The organism is Pseudomonas sp. H26/SER47-MNA-CIBAN-0231, assembly GCF_040310465.1.
Taxonomy (GTDB): Bacteria; Pseudomonadota; Gammaproteobacteria; order Pseudomonadales; family Pseudomonadaceae; genus Aquipseudomonas; species Aquipseudomonas atacamensis.
On record NZ_JBEOPW010000006.1, the window covers coordinates 218,070 to 234,917 of the forward strand.

Genomic DNA, 16,848 nt, shown 5'->3' on the forward strand with positions numbered 1-16,848 from the left:
TGGGGTTTAGGCGATCTTTGTGCTGGCCTCATCGCTGGCCAGCTCCCACAGGGTTTTGTGGGCGTATTGATCGTTCCTACGCTCTGCGTGGGAATGCCTCAACGGACGCTCCGCGTTCGGCTTCAGGAGTGACGCGGAGCGTCCCGGGCTGCATTCCCACGCAGAGCATGGGAACGATCAGGCGCGATCAAAATTTGTCGATGGCCCGGAAATTCTGCACCCGCTCGACTTCTTTCGGCTTATAAGCGCAATACCCCGGCCGCGGGCCGATCTTCGGGTGGTTGCGGCAGGTGTCCGGGCGCTTGTCATAAATGGTGCACAGGCGGGTTTTACGATCCAGGTAATAGCAGTCATTGTTGCTCATGCGCTGGAGGGTGAAGATTCCCGACTTCTGATTGAAGCGCTCGACCAGACCTTCCTTTTGCAGGCGCTTGGCGATGTTCTTTGGCGGATCGCCCAGTTCGAACTCGTCGACCACACCGATGCGCACCAGATCCTTGATCTTCACTTCGACGGGCAGCGTGCAGCAGCTGGACATGCACGAGCCGCACATCGGTGCCGAATATTTGGCCCACGTATCGAGACGATCAATCTCGGCGGCGGCGATCAGGTTGGGCTTCATCATCGGGAGTTACCAGGCGTGTATGCATCAGGGCGCGCGATCATACCGGGAGCGGTGGAATTTTGAACAACCTTTCGCCGGATATTTTCGCAGCGGCCGCATTTTGCCCGACAGGACGGCACGGCCCCTGCATTCATTGGCTCATCCGCCAGGGTTATGTCGCACTGGCGCACAGTCCGCGCAAATACTGCCGAACCAGAGCCGTTAGCGCCGGTCAGACCGTCTAGGCTCAGAAAATTCCCGCTCGCTCGAGGTCCTGTTGATGACTCAAGAACCACTAGTTCGCGAAGCAGAGGTGGCCGCATTCCGCGACGCCGTCCTGACCAAACTCACCTACGCCGTGGGCAAAGACCCCGATCACGCCTTCGACCATGACTGGTTCGAAGCCATCGCCCTGGCTGCGCGTGATCACATGGTCGAACATTGGATGGACCACACCCGACAGATCTATCGCAAAGGCCAGAAGCGGGTTTATTACCTCTCGCTGGAATTTCTCATCGGCCGTTTGCTCTACGACAGCCTGAGCAACCTCGGCCTGCTCGACGTCGCCCGTGAAGCGTTGACCGAACTGGGCGTCGATCTGGAGCGCATTCGTCTGCTGGAGCCCGACGCGGCGCTCGGTAACGGCGGCCTCGGTCGTCTCGCGGCGTGCTTCATGGAGAGCATGTCGACCCTCGGCATCGCCGGCCATGGCTATGGCATTCGTTATGAACACGGCTTGTTCCGTCAGGCGATTGTCGATGGCTGGCAACAGGAGCAGACCGAACACTGGCTGGATTTCGGCAACCCTTGGGAATTCGAACGGCCGGAAGTGGCGTACCCGATCGGCTTCGGCGGCAGCGTCGAAACCGTCACCGATGCCTCCGGCAAGACTCGTCAGGTCTGGTCGCCGGCGGAAACCGTGCGCGCAATTGCTTATGACACGCCGGTGGTCGGCTGGCGCGGGGCGAGTGTCAACACTCTGCGTCTGTGGCGTGCCCGCGCCATGGAAGACCTGCACCTGGAACGCTTCAACGCCGGTGACCACCTGGGCGCCGTGGCGGAAGTGGCTCGCGCCGAAAGTATCTCCCGCGTCCTTTATCCGGCCGACAGCACCGAAGCCGGGCAAGAACTGCGTCTGCGTCAGGAATACTTCTTCGTCGCCGCCTCGCTGCAGGATCTGCTGCGCCGTCACCGCAACATGCACACCTCGGTGCTGACCCTCGGTGATCACGCGGCGATCCAGCTCAACGACACTCACCCCTCGATTGCAGTGGCCGAGCTGATGCGCCAACTGGTCGACGTCTACGACGTCGCGTGGGACGCAGCATGGCAAGTCACTGTCGACACGCTGTCATACACCAACCACACGCTGCTGCCGGAAGCGCTGGAAACCTGGCCGGTCGGGCTGATGGAACGCATGCTGCCACGGCACATGCAGATCATTTACCTGATCAACGCGCAGCACATCGATTCGCTGCGGGCCAAGGGCATTCATGACTTCGACGTGTTGCGCGCGGTGTCGCTGATCGAAGAAGACAACGGCCGCCGGGTGCGCATGGGCAACCTCGCGTTCCTCGGTTCGCACAGCGTCAACGGCGTGTCCGGTCTGCATACGCAACTGATGCGCAAAACCGTATTCGCCGAACTGCACAAGCTCTACCCTGAGCGGATCAACAACAAAACCAACGGCATCACCTTCCGCCGCTGGCTGTATCAGGCCAACCCGGAACTGACTTCGATGCTGGTCGATGCCCTCGGCCCGGACCTGCTCGATCACCCTGAAGAGCGCCTGCTCGAACTCGAGCCGTTCGCCGAGAAAACCGCGTTCCGCAAAGCCTTCGCCGAGCAGCGTTTGCACAGCAAGAAGGCGCTGGCCTATCTGATTCACGAGCGCCTCGGGATCGCGGTCAACCCGGCGGCGATGTTCGACGTGCAGGTCAAACGTATCCACGAATACAAGCGTCAGTTGCTCAACCTGATGCACACCGTGGCGTTGTACCAGGCGATTCGTGCCGAGCCGGAAGTCGACTGGGTGCCACGCGTGAAGATCTTCGCCGGTAAAGCGGCGGCGAGTTATCACCAGGCCAAGCTGATCATCAAACTGACCAATGACATTGCTCGGGTGGTGAACAACGACCCGACCGTGCGTGGCCTGCTGAAAGTGGTGTTCCTGCCCAACTACAACGTCAGCCTGGCCGAAAGCATCATCCCGGCGGCGGACTTGTCCGAGCAGATTTCCACCGCCGGTTTCGAGGCGTCGGGCACCAGTAACATGAAGTTCGGCCTCAACGGCGCGCTGACCATCGGCACCCTCGACGGTGCCAACGTGGAAATGTGCGAGCGCATCGGTGCCGAGCACATGTTCATCTTCGGCCTCAGTGCGCAACAGGTTGAAGCGCGCAAGCAGAACCACGAGTTCAGCGCCGTACCCGACATCGCCGCCTCCCATCGTTTGAACGATGTGCTGCAAGCGATTCGCAGCGGTGTGTTCTCGCCGGACGATACCTCGCGTTATACCGGGCTGATCGACTCGTTGATCGACTATGACCGCTTCCTGGTCTGCGCCGATTTCGACTCCTATTGGGAAGCGCAGAAGCGTGTCGATGCGCACTGGCATGACTCGCAGAACTGGTGGCGTTCGGCGGTGCTCAACACCTCGCGGATGGGCTGGTTCTCTTCCGACCGGACGATTCGCGAGTACGCCACGGATATCTGGAAAGCGCTGGAGTAACTTTCCCCGACAAATCTGCGCAAGGCCCAACGTTTGTTGGGCCGGATCGATATACTGAGCGCCGGTTAATAGGCATCAATCACCGCCGTACCCTGTGGGAGCGAGCCTGCTCGCGAAGCGATCGTCGACTTAAACAGAAATGTTGGCTGACAATCCGCCTTCGCGAGCAGGCTGGCTCCCACACGGTTTGTGCCTAGACTGAAGCCATCGCCGGACTCGCCCCGCCCCGGGGCTGCTTAGGGATATCGACCATGCAATGGATGTTCATGTTGATCGGGCTGGTGCTCGGTGGACTGCTCGACGAGTCGTTCAGTGGCGCGCTGTTGGGTGCGCTGCTGGGGCTGGTCATCGGCCAGGCGCTGCGCATTGCGCGCCTTGGCTCGCAGGCGGCGGAGCAACAGCGTCAACTCGAGCAGGTGCGCGAAGCCTTGCAAGGCGTGGCTCAGCGGCTGTTTGTGCTGGAGGGTTCGCCCTCGCATGCGCCCGCGCCGTCACCTGAAGCCGAGCCAGTCGCCGCACCCGTCGACGTGGCTGAGCAGGCTGCCCCGACCCCTGAACTGATCTGGGAACTGCCCCCCGAAGTCGAACCGATCTCCACCGTCGCCCGCGAAACCAGCCAGCCGTTGCCGGCGGATGTCTGGCGCGCCGAACCGGCTCCTGCGGCACCGCCACAAAAAACCGCCGAACCCCGTGGCCCGAACCTGATCGAACGCGGCATCAGCGCTGCGCGCAACTGGCTGTTTGGCGGCAATACAGTGCTGCGCGTCGGTGTGGTGCTGCTGTTTTTCGGTCTGGCATTTTTACTGCGTTACGCCACCGAAGGCATGGTGGTGCCGATCGAGTTGCGTTACGCCGGCGTCGCGGCAGCGGCGTTGGCTCTGCTTGCGCTGGGCTGGTGGTTGCGCCGACGCAACAGCAACTATGCATTGATGCTGCAAGGCACCGGGATCGCGGTGTTGTACCTGACGGTGTTTGCGGCGATGCGTCTGCATCCGTTGCTTGATCCGTCCGCTGCACTCGGTTTGCTGGTCGCGGTGACGGTGTTCTCGGCCATTCTGGCGATTACGCAGGACGCGCTGGGGTTGGCCGCAGCGGCGGCACTCGGTGGTTTCGCCGCGCCTATTCTGACTTCTACCGGCGAAGGCAATCACGTCGCACTGTTCAGCTATTTCGCTCTCCTCAACGCGGGCATTCTTGCTATCGCCTGGTTCAAGGCCTGGCGGCTGCTCAACCTGATCGGTTTCGTCGGCACCTTCGGTATCGGATTCGCCTGGGGCCTGCGTTCCTACACGCCGGAAGTGCTGTGGAGCACCGAGCCGTTCCTGATTTTGTTTTTCCTCATGTACCTCGCCATCGGCCTGCTGTTCGCCCGGCGCAAATTGCGCGACCTGCAGGATGCTCCGGCGGAGGCTGATCGCGAGGCGCTGCTGCAATGGTCTGCACGCAAGGGTGATTATGTCGACGGCACCCTGCTGTTCGGCCCGCCGATCATTGGCTTCGGTTTGCAGTTTGCGTTGGTCCAGCACCTCGAATTCGCGGCGGCGTTCAGTGCGTTGGCGCTGGGCATGATCTATATGGCGCTGGCCAAAGTTTTGATGGGCGGGCGCGCGATGCTCCTGGGCGAAACCTGCCTGGCGCTGGGAGTGATTTTCGCCAGCCTGGCGATTCCGCTGGGGCTCGATGCGCGCTGGACTTCTGCGGCGTGGGCCGTGGAAGGCGCGGGAATTTTCTGGCTTGGCTTGCGTCAGCATCGACCGTTTGCCCGGGCCTTTGCCTTACTGCTGCAACTGGGTTCGGCACTGGCGTTTCTCAGCCAGTTGCAGCCCGGCGAGAGCAGCCTGCTCGACGGCGCACCGCTGGGCGCGCTGATGCTTGGCGCCGCGCTGCTGTTCAGTTTCTTCCAACTGCGCAAGGCTACGCCCGAGCAAACATTGCCGTGGGAAAGGCAAGGCCTGCCAGTGCTGGCGTGTCTGGGCCTGACGTTCCTGTATCTGCTGGCGCCGTTGTTCCTGTTCATCCAGGGCACGGCGATCAGTTGGGCCTTGGCCGGGTTGGCGACCTTGTTTGTTGGCTTGCGAATTCAATCGCGCACATTTCTGTTTACCGCGTTCGCCGTGCAGTTGCTGGGCGGCGCGTTATTTCTGTTGCGCCTGCAAACGGCCGGCGAAGATTCGACGGCGGTGTTCAGCGCTGGCTGGAGCGGTTTGCTCAGTGCATCGCTGATCGGTCTGGCCTTGATTGGCGGCATGCTGCTGGCGGCGCGGGACGAGATGGTGCGCGGCGATGTGCGCCTGCTGCGCGGCTTGTCGGTGGTGCTGCTGGCCGGCTTGGTGCTGATCAATCTGGCGGTGCTGTTCGTGCTGCCGTGGCAAACCGCGAGTGCAGTGTGGGCGGCCAGCGGTTTGCTGATCATCTGGCTGAGCCTGTACCTGCAACAGCGTCTGAGTTTCGTTTTCGGGCTGCTGTTGCAGGTGGTCGGCGGCGCGGCGTTTCTGCTCGCCGGCCCCGAATGGCTCGGGCCGTTGTCTAGCGAAGGATTGCAACCATTGGCCCATGGCGGCTTCTGGACACCGCTGGTGCTGGGGCTGGCCGCGCTGATCGGTGCGTGGCGCTTGCAATTGGGCAACCATGCCACGGCTTTTGATGCCTTGAGTTTGCAGCGCTTGTCGCAAGTGCTGCTGGTCTGGGGCGCCGGTTGGTGGACGCTGGCGTGGGTCAGCGAAATCCTGCGTTTCGCCTCGCCGAACCTGCAAGGCACATTGTTGCTGCTGGTCGCTGCGATCAGTGTGGCGCTGTGGACGCTGTTGTCACTGCGCTTGAAATGGCCGGCGCTGGGGTTGCTCTGCACCTTACTGATTCCGGCGGCGGCGCTGGTTTTGCTCGGCGCTTGGCATTCGCGCTACCACCCGGCCGCCGACTTCGGCTGGCTGGCGTGGCCGGCGCTGTTCGCGGTGCACTTCTTCAGCCTGCGCCGCTTGGCGTCGATGTTGTCGGCGCGCGCATTGAGCGTGGCCCATGTGCTTGGTTGCTGGCTGCTGATTGGCGTGCTGGCGCTGGAGTTGCGTTACGGCCTGCTGCTGTTGTCCGAGCAATACAATGCCTGGCGCTGGTTGGGTTGGGCGATTCTGCCGAGCCTCTATCTGTTGCTGATGGCTGCTCCCCGTACGTGGCCTTGGCCGGTGGCCGCGTTTGCCCGCGAGTACCGCTTATATGCAGCGGCACCGCTGGCGGTGTTGATGCTGGCGTGGTTCTGGCTGGCCAATGGTGTCAGCGATGGCAATGCCGAGCCGTTGCCTTACGTGCCGCTACTTAACCCATTGGAGTTGGGTCTGCTGTTTGCGCTGTTCGGCGTTTATGTCTGGTCACGCAGCGCCGTTGCGCAGTTGTCGATCCGTCAGGATCATGCCGACAAGGCCACGCAATTGATCGCCGGGGTTTCGCTGTTCGCCTTCTGCACCGCACTGGTCACCCGCGCGGCGCATCACTGGGCCGGCATCCCGTTCGAGCTTGATCAACTGCTCGCGTCGATGCTGGTGCAGGCCGGCCTGTCGATCGTCTGGACGTTGATGGCGCTGGGGCTGATGATCGGCGGCCATCTGCGCCATCGCCGCGAAGTGTGGCTGATCGGCGCGGCGCTGATTGCGCTGGTGGTGGCCAAACTGATTTTTGTCGAACTGAGCAACCGTGGCGGTCTCGCCCGGATCGTCTCGTTTATCGGTGTCGGCGTATTGCTGCTGGTGGTCGGCTACTTCGCGCCGCTGCCACCCAAACGCGTCGAGGCTGAACCGGCGGCGGACAAACCCGCGCCGGATACCGAAGGAGTTGCATCTTGAGTCGCATGCTGAATCTGGGGTGGTTGGCGCTGGGCGTGGTGATGGTCGCTGGCGCTCAGGAAAAACCGGCGGACTTCGCCACGCAAGTGCCGTTGACGGTGAGCGGCAATGGCCCGTGGTATCGCCTCGACCTGCCGCTGAGCGCGCAATTGCAGGCGCGCCAGACCGATCTCAGCGACCTGCGTGTGTTCAACGCCGCCGGCGAAGCGCAGGCCTACGCCTTGGCTCGCGAATCGGCGCAGACCCGCGACGACGGCAAGCTGCACGAGGTCAAATGGTTCCCGCTGTACAACGCCGCCGACGCCAGCGAGCGCGCGCCGAATGTGCGCGTCCAGTCGACCACCAACGGCACCCTGGTCGAAGTGCAACCATCCTCGCAACTGGAGGCGGGCGAAGAAGTGCTGCGCGGCTGGTTGCTCGATGCCAGCGCGATCAAGGCGCCGCTGCAGCAGTTGATCCTCGACTGGACCAGCGAGCGCGACGGTTTTCAGCGTTTCAGCATCGAGGCCAGCGACGATCTGCAGCACTGGCAATCCTGGGGCGAGGGCCAGGTGGCGCGGCTGACCTTTTCCGATGAGCGCATCGAACAGCACGAAGTGACCCTGCCGGGGCAGACCGCGCGCTATGTGCGCCTGCTGTGGGAGTCGCCGGGCTCGGCGCCCGTCCTGACGTCGGCGCAATTGAAAAGCAGCGACCCGCGCAACCTGCCGCTGCCCCTGGTGTGGTCGCCCAGCGTAGCCGGCAGCAGCACCAAATCCGGGGAATACACTTGGCAGTTGCCGATGGGGCTGAATGTCGAGCGGGTGCAGATCGAGCTGAAACAGCCGAACAGTCTGGCGCCAGTCACGTTGGCCGGCCGGCGTGAGAGCAACTTGCCGTGGCAGACGCTGAGCAGCGGTTTGCTGTATCGCCTGAGCCAGAACAATCAGGACGTGGTGCAGAACGAAATCCCGCTGTCCGGGCAGACCGTGCAGCAACTCAAGCTGACCGTGGATGAGCGCGGCGGCGGGTTGGGTGAGCAGGCGCCGGACCTGAAATATGCGGTGCGCGCCACGCAAGTGATCTTCCTCGCCCGGGGCGAAGGGCCGTACAGTCTGGCCTTGGGCAATGCCACCGTGAAAACGGCGAACCTGCCACTGGCAACGTTGATTCCGGACTTCAAGCCAGAAAAGCTGGCGAGCCTGGGCAAGGCGACGGTGCAGGACGAAGCAGTGGCCACGCAAACCTCAACGGCGACGACGGCTGCGGTGGCCGGGACTAACTGGAAGAAGTTCGGCTTGTGGGCGGTGTTGCTGCTCAGTGTGGTGTTTCTCGGGGCGATGGCGTTCAGCCTGTTGCGCAAGCCGCCTGCCAATACCTGAGCATGGCGGCGCTGCGCGCCAATCGCTGGCAAGCCAGCTCCCACAGTGATCTCGGTCGTTCACATATTTTGTGTACACCACACATCCTGTGGGAGCTGGCTTGCCAGCGATGGCGGCCGGTCAAACAACAAAAATTCATCAGACTGCCGCTATCACTCAACCACCACCCGCCCCATTTCCAACTACGCTCAACCCGACACCTGAACTCTCCACCGACAATCACGTCTCATACAGGCAAATACACCCAGGCGCACGTTAGCCGGCGTCTTCGCTCGCTAGGTTTTCAGACTCCCTGTAAACTGCGCGGGTTTTCCGCCCCCCATTCCACCGGAGCCGTCCATGTCCCGCGTTACCTTGAGTCGCTATTTGATTGAGCAGACCCGCAGCAACAACACTCCTGCCGATCTGCGCTTTTTGATCGAAGTGGTAGCGCGTGCCTGCAAGGAGATCAGCCACGCCGTGTCCAAAGGCGCCCTGGGTGGTGTTCTGGGCAGCATGGGCACCGAGAACGTGCAAGGCGAAGTGCAGAAGAAGCTCGACGTGATCTCTAACGAGATCCTGCTCGAAGCCAACGAATGGGGCGGTCACCTGGCCGGCATGGCGTCCGAAGAAATGGACAACGCCTACCAGATCCCGGGCAAATACCCGAAAGGCGCGTACCTGCTGGTGTTCGATCCACTGGACGGCTCGTCGAACATCGACATCAATGCCCCGGTCGGCACGATCTTCTCGGTACTGCGTTGCCCGAACGAGTACCTGAGCCAGAACGAGCCGCTGAACGAAAAAGCCTTCCTGCAGCCAGGCACCCAGCAAGTGGCCGCCGGTTACGCCATCTACGGCCCGCAGACCATGCTGGTGCTGACCTTGGGCGACGGCGTCAAAGGCTTCACCCTGGACCGCGAAATGGGCAGCTTCGTCCTGACTCACGAAGACATCACCATCCCGGAAACCACCCAGGAATTCGCCATCAACATGTCCAACCAGCGCCACTGGGAAGCCCCGGTACAGCGCTATGTCGGCGAGCTGCTGGCCGGTGAAGAAGGCCCGTTGAAGAAGAACTACAACATGCGTTGGGTCGCGGCGATGGTTGCCGACGTCCACCGCATCCTGACCCGTGGCGGTCTGTTCATGTACCCGCGCGACAGCCGCGAGCCGTCGAAACCGGGCAAGCTGCGCCTGATGTATGAAGCCAACCCGATGTCGTTCCTCGTCGAACAAGCCGGCGGCGCGTCCACCGACGGTCACCAGCGCATTCTCGACATTCAGCCGGAAGGCCTGCACCAGCGCGTTGCAGTGTTCCTCGGTTCGAAAGAAGAAGTCGCCCGCGCTACGGCCTACCACAAGGAATAAACCATGCACGCGCCCTGGCAGCCGTTGCTCGACTGGTGGTTCGGACACGCCGAATCAGCCAGCGAAGTAGCGGCTGAAAAGGGCAAGTTGTGGTTCGGCAAGCGAAACAGCCAAGACCTCGAAGCGCAGACGCGTTTCGGGGTCTTTGTCGATCAGGCCCTGGCCGGCGAATTGACCGAGTGGACGCAATGTCCCGAAGGTTGGCTGGCGGTGGTGCTGTTGCTTGATCAACTGCCACGCATGATCTATCGCGACACCCCCAAAGCATTTTCCGGTGATCTGCTTGCGCAGAAGCTTGTCGCGCAAGGCGTTGCGGCGGATTTTGATCGGCAGTTGAAACCGATTCAGCGGGTATTCATTTATCTGGTATTCGAACACTGCGAAAACCTCGCAGTGCAGAATGAGGCTGTTTCCAGATTTATCGAGCTGGTGGCTGAACAGCCGGAAACGGAGCGGGCCGTGTTTGCCGATAACCTGGACTATGCCGAGCGGCATCAGAAGGTGATTGCCCGATTTGGCAGGTTTCCGCATCGCAATGCGGTGTTGGGGCGGGAGTCTACGGCTGAGGAATTGGAGTTTCTGTCCAGGCCCGGCTCAAGATTCTGAATCTTCAGTGCGGCTTATGCCGCTTTCGCGAGCAGGCTCGCTCCCACAATTGAAATGCATTCCACTGTGGGAGCGAGCCTGCTCGCGAAGAGGCCTGAGGCTGCAGCTTAGATCCTGAAGCTGCCGACCAGATGCTTCAACCGTGCCGCCTGCTGCTCAAGATCCGAACACGCGCGCAACGTCGCCTGCAAGTTCTCCACCCCTTCCTGATTCAGCGTGTTGATCTCGTTGATATCGACATTGATCGACTCGACCACAGCAGTCTGCTCTTCAGTCGCGGTGGCCACCGACTGGTTCATGCCGTCGATTTCGCCGATGCGCTGGGTCACGCTGCCCAGACGCTCGCCGGCCTGGTTGGCGATGCCGACGCTGCTTTCGCTCTCGCGTTGGCTCTCGGTCATGATGCTCACCGCCTGGCGTGCGCCGACCTGCAGCTCTTCGATCATCTTCTGCACTTGCTGCGCCGAATCCTGGGTGCGGTGCGCGAGGTTGCGCACCTCGTCGGCGACCACGGCGAAACCGCGTCCGGCTTCACCGGCGCGCGCGGCTTCGATTGCGGCGTTGAGTGCGAGCAGGTTGGTCTGCTGGGAGATGCTGGTGATCACTTCGAGAATCTGACCGATGTTCACCGTGTTGCTGTTCAGCGTTTCGATGTTGCCGCAGGAGTCGCTGATCTTTGCCGACAGCTGTTGCATGGCGTGGATGGTTTTATCCACCACCTGCTGGCCGTCGACCGCGAGGCTGCGCGCATCGCTGGAATGCTGCGAGGCGAGGGCGGCGTTCTGGGCGATTTCCTGAGCGGCGGCGCCGAGCTGATTGATCGCGGCGGCGACACTGTTGGTGCGGCTGGCCTGCTGGTCGGAGTTGTACATCGACGAGTTCGAGGCAGCGACCACCCGCAGGGCGACTTCGTTGACCTGGCCGGTAGCCGAGGACACTTCGCGGATCGACGTATGAATGCGTTCGACGAAGCGGTTGAACGAAGTGCCCAGCGCGCCGAATTCATCATTGCCGTGAATCACCAGACGTTTGGTCAGATCGCCTTCGCCTTCAGCGATGTCATGCATCGCACGGCCCATGGTCAGCAGTGGCTGCATCAGCACGCGAATCAGCATGCCGAGCAGGCCGATGATGATCAGCACGGCGATGACCATGGCGATCAGTGCCGAGGTGCGGAATTCGCTGAGCATCGAGAACGCGGTGTCTTTGTCGAGCACCAGTGCCACGTACCAGTCAGCCGAAGGCACGCCGTTGACGCGAGTGAAGGAAATCAACTGGGTTTTGCCGTCGAACTCGACTTCTTTCAAGCCCGGACTGACTTGAGGCGCGCCGTTCGGATAGGCCTCGGCGAGGGTCTTGAGCACCAGCTTGCTGTCCGGGTGAATCAGGATCTTGCCTTCGGCGCTGACGATGAACGCATGACCGTGGCCGCCGAAGTTCAGCGAGTTGATGATCGCGCTGACGCTGGTCAGATCGATGTCGGCACCGGCGACGCCGAGCATTTGGCCCTGACGCTGCACCGGGGTGGCAACGGTGATCACCAGTTTGCCCGACGAAGCGGCGATGTACGGTTCGGTGACGATGGTTTGTTGTGCGCTGTTGGCCGCTTTGTACCAGCCGCGCGCGCGTGGATCGTAGTCCGGCGCACGGTTGCCGGCCGGCACCGAGAACATCACGCCGTCAGCACCGCCAAAATAGCTGAGCTGGAAATTGCCGGTGTAGGCGGGCAGGTCAATGATGCGCTTGAGGCTGGCGGGCGCATTGCCATCGACGGCGACTTGCTGCGACAGCGATTGCAGCAGTTGGATGCGGCTTTCCAGCCAGGTCTGAATGTTGCTGGTGGTCAGGCTGCCCAGTTCCTGCATGGTCGCTTCGGTGCTGCTGCTCAAGGCCTGACGCTGGCGATAGTCGTTGAAGAAGATGAAACAGGCGAACGCTACGGCCACCACAAGGGCAGCAGCCAGCAGAATCTTGTGGCTGAATTTCATGTTTCTGGTCATCGAATGAACTACCGCGAAGGGGCTGGTCAGGAAAGGGCGGCAATTTGCCATAATCGGCAGCGTTGCGCTGCTCTTATTTCGACCGCGCCGCGCCAAAGATTAGGCGCTTGCGGGGAAAGTCGACGAAATGCTCGTCGGCTTCACAAAGTTTTTGATTTACCGGCAAAAGCCGGACGGGCGGGCTGATAAATAGGCGTTCGGTCACGGAACCAGATGACACTTTTCTCTTCTAAGCTTCTGGTTGGCACCATGCCATCCCCCCTCGTTCCAGGAGTTTCACCATGTCGCTGCGATCTATCGCCCTGCTGTCGTTTTGCGTGCTATTGGCCGCATGCAGCAAGGTCAATCAGGAAAACTACTCCAAGCTCTCGGCCGGCATGGCCAAGTCCGAAGTGGAAACCCTTCTCGGCAAGCCCACTGATTGCTCGGGCGCGCTCGGTATGTCCAGCTGTACCTGGGGCGACAAGAACAGCTTTATCAGCGTGCAATACGCCGGTGACAAAGTGCTGATGTTTTCCGGCCAAGGCCTGAAGTAAACCGGGGCTTCGCGCCCACGGAGAAAAAAATGAAGCGGTTATTGCTGATCCTTTTTGCTGGCCTGGTACTGGCTGGCTGCGCCACTTCCGGCGTCGACCCGTTGGCGCCCAAGACCGTCAACAGCGTCAATCTCAAGCGTTATCAGGGCACCTGGTATGAACTGGCACGCTTGCCGATGTACTTTCAGCGCCACTGCGCGCAATCCGAAGCCCATTACACCCTCAAGCCTGACGGTAATGTCGGCGTGCTCAATCGTTGCCTGACCCCGGAGTGGCAGTGGGAAGAAGCCAAGGGCACGGCTTATCCACAAGTGCCGGGCAAGACCGACAAGCTCTGGGTCGAATTCGATAACTGGTTCTCGCGTCTGGTGCCGGGTGTGGCAAAGGGCGAGTACTGGGTGTTGTACGTCAGCGACGACTACAAGACCGCCATCGTCGGCGATCCGAGTCGCAAGTACTTGTGGCTGCTGTCACGCACACCGACCGTCAACGGTGTAGTGCGTGAAGAATTGCTGAGCAAGGCGCGTCAGCAGGGTTATGACACGACGCGACTGATCTGGCGGGCGTCGGATCGGCAGATGGCCAAGACATCCAATTAAGCCGCTATACAAATCAAATGTGGGAGCGAGCCTGCTCGCGAAGAGGGTGTATCAGTCGACATGAATATTGACTGATACACCGCGTTCGCGAGCAGGCTCGCTCCCACAGTTTGGTTTTGGGTCAACCCAAGAGATCGCGCAGGACCCGGGTGAAGGCTCGGGCGCTTTGCTCTTCGCCGGCATGCCGGCCATCGCGCACCACCCACTGACCATTGACCAGCACATCGCGCACCTGACGATCGCCGCCGGCGAACAACCAGCGATTGAGAATCCCGTCCCCCGCAGCCGTCGCCAGATACGGATCGCTACCGTCCAGGACAATCCAGTCCGCGCGCTTGCCCACTTCCAGCGCGCCGATCGGCTGCCCCAGCGCCTGTGCACCGCCGTCCAGCGCCGCGTCATACAGGGTGCGACCGACCATCGGCTGCTGCGCGCCATACAAGCGATTACGCCGCTGATCGCGCAGACGCTGACCATATTCCAGCCAGCGCAACTCTTCCACCACGCTTAGCGATACATGGCTGTCGGAGCCAATGCCCATGCGCCCGCCCTGGGCAAGAAAGTCCACCGCCGGGAAAATCCCGTCACCCAGATTCGCTTCAGTGGTCAGGCACAGCCCGGCGATCGCGCGACTGTTGGCCATCAGCGTGACTTCTTCCGGGTTGGCGTGGGTGGCGTGGACCAGACACCAGCGCTGATCGACTTCAGCGTTCTCGTAGAGCCATTGCAACGGACGGCGACCGCTCCAGCTCAGGCAATCGTCGACTTCTTTCTGCTGCTCGGCGATGTGGATGTGCACCGGGCATTGTTTGTCGCTGGCCGCCAACACTTCGCTGATTTGTTGCGGCGTCACCGCACGCAACGAGTGGAAACACAGGCCCAGCGATTGCGCCTTTTGCTGCGCCAGTAACGGCTGCAAACGCGCTTGCAGATTCAGATAGTTTTCAGTGTTGTTGATAAAGCGACGCTGGCCATCGTTGGGCGTCTGGCCACCGAAACCGGAATGGCTGTAGAGCACCGGCAGCAGGGTCAGACCGATGCCGCTTTCGCTGGCGGCCTGACTGATGCGCAAGGCCAGCTCGGCCGGATCGGCGTACGGTTGGCCGTTGCTGTCGTGGTGCACGTAGTGAAATTCGGCGACCGAGGTGTAACCGGCCTTGAGCATTTCGATGTACAGCTGACGGGCGATGATGCCGAGCTGATCCGGGCTGATTTTTCCGACGAGGCGGTACATCAGATCGCGCCAGGTCCAGAAACTGTCGTTGGGGTTGCCGGCCACTTCGGCCAATCCAGCCATGGCGCGCTGGAAGGCGTGAGAGTGCAGGTTGGGCATTCCCGGCAGCAACGGCCCGCGCAGGCGTTCGGCGCCGTCTGCGCTGGAATCGGCCTGGATTCGGGTCAACAGGCCATCGGCGCTGACCTCGAGACGTACATTGTTGGCCCATCCCTCAGGCAGCAGTGCGCATTCGGCAAAGAAGGCGGACATCGTTAGGCACCCCATCGCGTGTAATTTGTATATACATATACAGACGTTTGCCTGCCCGGTAAACTCCGGCAAGCTAGTCACTTTCATCCAATGAACAGGGATCAACCGTGCCGACTCCGCCTCCAGTTTCTCCGTTGGCCGCGAACATGGGCGACAGTCCGGCGCCTTTGTACGCCCGCGTCAAACAGATGATCACCCAGCAGATCGACAGCGGTAACTGGCCGCCGCACTACCGCGTACCGTCGGAAAGCGAACTGGTCAGCCAGCTCGGCTTCAGCCGCATGACCATCAACCGCGCCCTGCGCGAGATGACCGCCGATGGCTTGCTGGTGCGCATGCAAGGCGTGGGCACGTTTGTCGCCGAGCCGAAGAGCCAGTCAGCGCTGTTCGAGGTGCACAACATCGCCGATGAAATCGCCTCGCGCGGCCATCGCCATACCTGCCAGGTCATCACCCTCGAAGAAGAAGCTGCCGGCTCCGAACGCGCGCTGGCGCTGGACATGCGCGAAGGTCAGAAGGTCTTCCACTCGCTGATCGTGCATTACGAAAACGGCATTCCGGTGCAAATCGAAGACCGTTTCGTCAACGCACTGGTCGCGCCGGAATACCTCAAGCAGGATTTCACCCTGCAAACGCCTTATGCCTATCTCAACCAGGTCGCGCCGCTGACCGAGGGCGAGCACGTGGTCGAAGCCATCCTTGCCGAGCCGTCGGAGTGCAAGTTGCTGCAGATCGAAAAGGGCGAGCCGTGCCTGCTGATTCGTCGACGTACGTGGTCGGGGCGTCAACCGGTGACGGCGGCGCGTTTGATCCACCCGGGTTCGCGTCATCGTCTGGAAGGGCGCTTTCACAAATGAATGAGATAAAGGTTTTACGCGCCGAAGGCTACCCGCGCATGCCGTGGAAAAACGGCGGCGGCAGCACCGAGGAAATCGCCCGCGATGCTGGCGCTGGCCTGGACGGTTTCGGCTGGCGCCTCTCAATTGCCGACATCGCCGAATCGGGCGGTTTCTCGACATTCGCCGGTTACCAGCGAGTGATCACCGTGTTGCAGGGCGACGGCATGACTCTGTGCGTCGACGGTGACGCTACCCGTCCACTGTTACCCTTGGACCCGTTTGCTTTCAGCGGCGAAAGTCAGGTGTCCTGCACCTTGCTCGGCGGTGCGATTCGCGACTTCAATCTGATCTACGCGCCGCAACGTTACAGCGCGCGGTTGCAGTGGTTGGCCGGCGAGCAGCGGTTTTTCAGCTCTGCATCGACAGTGCTGGTGTTCAGTGTCAGTGAGCTGATGGACGTGCGTGTTGGCGACGGCGTTTCACAGCTCGGTCGGCATGATTGCCTGCAGCTGGACGGCAACAGCGGGCTGGTCGAAGTCTCCACCCATGGCGCTTGCTGCATAGTCGAACTTCTCCAAAACTGACCCCTGTGGCGAGGGGATTTATCCCCGCTGGGTCGCGAAGCGGCCCCATTCCTGATTAGAAAAGCGGTCTGCTGCGCAGCCCAGCGGGGATAAGTCCCCTCGCCACAAAAGCCATCCCCACTCTTGTTTCCCTTCCGCGCACCAACTTGTTACCGAACGCCCCAGCGTGGCGCAAAACCACACTGACCTGGCCCAGCCGCATCTCCTCAGAATCTCCTCCCGGAAAATTTCATCCACGCCAGAACCCTCGATTCAGGCGCTCTCCAGCCATGCCCGTGATTTTTCCTGAACACGCCTCCAGCAAGTTGGCCGCTTGATT

12 protein-coding genes and 1 pseudogene are annotated in these 16,848 nt (G+C 61.4%); 9 read left to right on the forward strand and 4 right to left on the reverse strand.

What is annotated here, in order from left to right; genetic code table 11:
• Positions 1 to 187 precede the first annotated feature (187 nt).
• The gene (locus AAEZ10_RS12275; RefSeq protein WP_016772101.1) at positions 188 to 625 is read right to left on the reverse strand and encodes a YkgJ family cysteine cluster protein; all 438 of its coding nucleotides are present in this window, start codon (positions 623 to 625) and stop codon (positions 188 to 190) included.
• A 259-nt stretch (positions 626 to 884) separates the two neighbouring features.
• On the opposite strand from AAEZ10_RS12275, the gene AAEZ10_RS12280 reads away from it, so the two are divergent.
• From AAEZ10_RS12280 to AAEZ10_RS12300, 5 genes are all read left to right on the forward strand, one after another.
• The gene (locus tag AAEZ10_RS12280) at positions 885 to 3,335 is read left to right on the forward strand and encodes a glycogen/starch/alpha-glucan phosphorylase (protein ID WP_016772100.1); all 2,451 of its coding nucleotides are present in this window, start codon (positions 885 to 887) and stop codon (positions 3,333 to 3,335) included.
• A gap of 251 nt (positions 3,336 to 3,586) precedes the next feature.
• Complete coding sequence (locus AAEZ10_RS12285; protein ID WP_350569372.1) at positions 3,587 to 7,168, forward strand: DUF2339 domain-containing protein; 3,582 nt, start codon at positions 3,587 to 3,589, stop codon at positions 7,166 to 7,168.
• Positions 7,165 to 8,529: a DUF3999 domain-containing protein gene (locus AAEZ10_RS12290; RefSeq protein WP_122747963.1), complete on the forward strand. Its 1,365-nt coding sequence runs from the start codon at positions 7,165 to 7,167 to the stop codon at positions 8,527 to 8,529. Before AAEZ10_RS12285 ends, AAEZ10_RS12290 begins: the two co-directional genes overlap by 4 nt.
• Positions 8,530 to 8,868: 339 nt before the next feature.
• Positions 8,869 to 9,879, forward strand: coding sequence for a class 1 fructose-bisphosphatase (locus AAEZ10_RS12295; RefSeq protein ID WP_016772098.1), 1,011 nt, complete (start codon positions 8,869 to 8,871; stop codon positions 9,877 to 9,879).
• 3 nt (positions 9,880 to 9,882) lie between these two features.
• Entirely contained in the window at positions 9,883 to 10,485 is a 603-nt protein-coding gene (locus AAEZ10_RS12300; protein ID WP_122705165.1) for a DUF924 family protein, read from the forward strand.
• Positions 10,486 to 10,592: 107 nt separating this feature from the next.
• Here the strand turns inward: AAEZ10_RS12300 and AAEZ10_RS27930 are convergent, their stop codons facing one another.
• Both AAEZ10_RS27930 and AAEZ10_RS27935 read right to left on the reverse strand, forming a co-directional pair.
• A complete protein-coding gene (locus tag AAEZ10_RS27930; protein ID WP_371915145.1) occupies positions 10,593 to 11,357 on the reverse strand; it encodes a methyl-accepting chemotaxis protein in 765 nt (254 codons plus the stop codon).
• A gap of 93 nt (positions 11,358 to 11,450) precedes the next feature.
• Positions 11,451 to 12,536 (reverse strand): annotated as a pseudogene (locus AAEZ10_RS27935) (HAMP domain-containing protein); the annotation flags it as partial.
• A 230-nt stretch (positions 12,537 to 12,766) separates the two neighbouring features.
• On the opposite strand from AAEZ10_RS27935, the gene AAEZ10_RS12310 reads away from it, so the two are divergent.
• Positions 12,767 to 13,021: a hypothetical protein gene (locus tag AAEZ10_RS12310; protein WP_016772095.1), complete on the forward strand. Its 255-nt coding sequence runs from the start codon at positions 12,767 to 12,769 to the stop codon at positions 13,019 to 13,021.
• A 29-nt stretch (positions 13,022 to 13,050) separates the two neighbouring features.
• On the forward strand, positions 13,051 to 13,620 hold the full coding sequence (locus tag AAEZ10_RS12315) for a lipocalin family protein (protein WP_016772094.1): 570 nt from the start codon (positions 13,051 to 13,053) through the stop codon (positions 13,618 to 13,620).
• Positions 13,621 to 13,741: 121 nt separating this feature from the next.
• Here AAEZ10_RS12315 and AAEZ10_RS12320 read toward each other — a convergent pair whose 3' ends face one another.
• Positions 13,742 to 15,106, reverse strand: a complete 1,365-nt coding sequence (locus tag AAEZ10_RS12320; RefSeq protein ID WP_350569376.1) for a formimidoylglutamate deiminase — start codon at positions 15,104 to 15,106, stop codon at positions 13,742 to 13,744.
• Between the two features lie 146 nt (positions 15,107 to 15,252).
• Between AAEZ10_RS12320 and hutC the strand changes: the two genes are divergently transcribed.
• Both hutC and AAEZ10_RS12330 read left to right on the forward strand, forming a co-directional pair.
• On the forward strand, positions 15,253 to 15,963 hold the full coding sequence (gene hutC, locus AAEZ10_RS12325) for a histidine utilization transcriptional repressor HutC (RefSeq protein ID WP_162999786.1): 711 nt from the start codon (positions 15,253 to 15,255) through the stop codon (positions 15,961 to 15,963).
• Positions 15,960 to 16,529: a HutD/Ves family protein gene (locus AAEZ10_RS12330; protein WP_122705160.1), complete on the forward strand. Its 570-nt coding sequence runs from the start codon at positions 15,960 to 15,962 to the stop codon at positions 16,527 to 16,529. The genes hutC and AAEZ10_RS12330 overlap by 4 nt, the downstream gene beginning before the upstream one ends.
• The last annotated feature ends 319 nt before the right edge of the window (positions 16,530 to 16,848 follow it).

Coding starts and splice junctions, on each gene's coding strand:
- AAEZ10_RS12275 (WP_016772101.1), bottom strand. CDS start 625: ATGATGAAGCCCAACCTGATCGCCGCCGCCGAGATTGATCGTCTCGAT.
- AAEZ10_RS12280 (WP_016772100.1), top strand. CDS start 885: ATGACTCAAGAACCACTAGTTCGCGAAGCAGAGGTGGCCGCATTCCGC.
- AAEZ10_RS12285 (WP_350569372.1), top strand. CDS start 3,587: ATGCAATGGATGTTCATGTTGATCGGGCTGGTGCTCGGTGGACTGCTC.
- AAEZ10_RS12295 (WP_016772098.1), top strand. CDS start 8,869: ATGTCCCGCGTTACCTTGAGTCGCTATTTGATTGAGCAGACCCGCAGC.
- AAEZ10_RS12300 (WP_122705165.1), top strand. CDS start 9,883: ATGCACGCGCCCTGGCAGCCGTTGCTCGACTGGTGGTTCGGACACGCC.
- AAEZ10_RS27930 (WP_371915145.1), bottom strand. CDS start 11,357: ATGTACAACTCCGACCAGCAGGCCAGCCGCACCAACAGTGTCGCCGCC.
- AAEZ10_RS12310 (WP_016772095.1), top strand. CDS start 12,767: ATGTCGCTGCGATCTATCGCCCTGCTGTCGTTTTGCGTGCTATTGGCC.
- AAEZ10_RS12315 (WP_016772094.1), top strand. CDS start 13,051: ATGAAGCGGTTATTGCTGATCCTTTTTGCTGGCCTGGTACTGGCTGGC.
- AAEZ10_RS12320 (WP_350569376.1), bottom strand. CDS start 15,106: ATGTCCGCCTTCTTTGCCGAATGCGCACTGCTGCCTGAGGGATGGGCC.
- hutC (WP_162999786.1), top strand. CDS start 15,253: ATGGGCGACAGTCCGGCGCCTTTGTACGCCCGCGTCAAACAGATGATC.
- AAEZ10_RS12330 (WP_122705160.1), top strand. CDS start 15,960: ATGAATGAGATAAAGGTTTTACGCGCCGAAGGCTACCCGCGCATGCCG.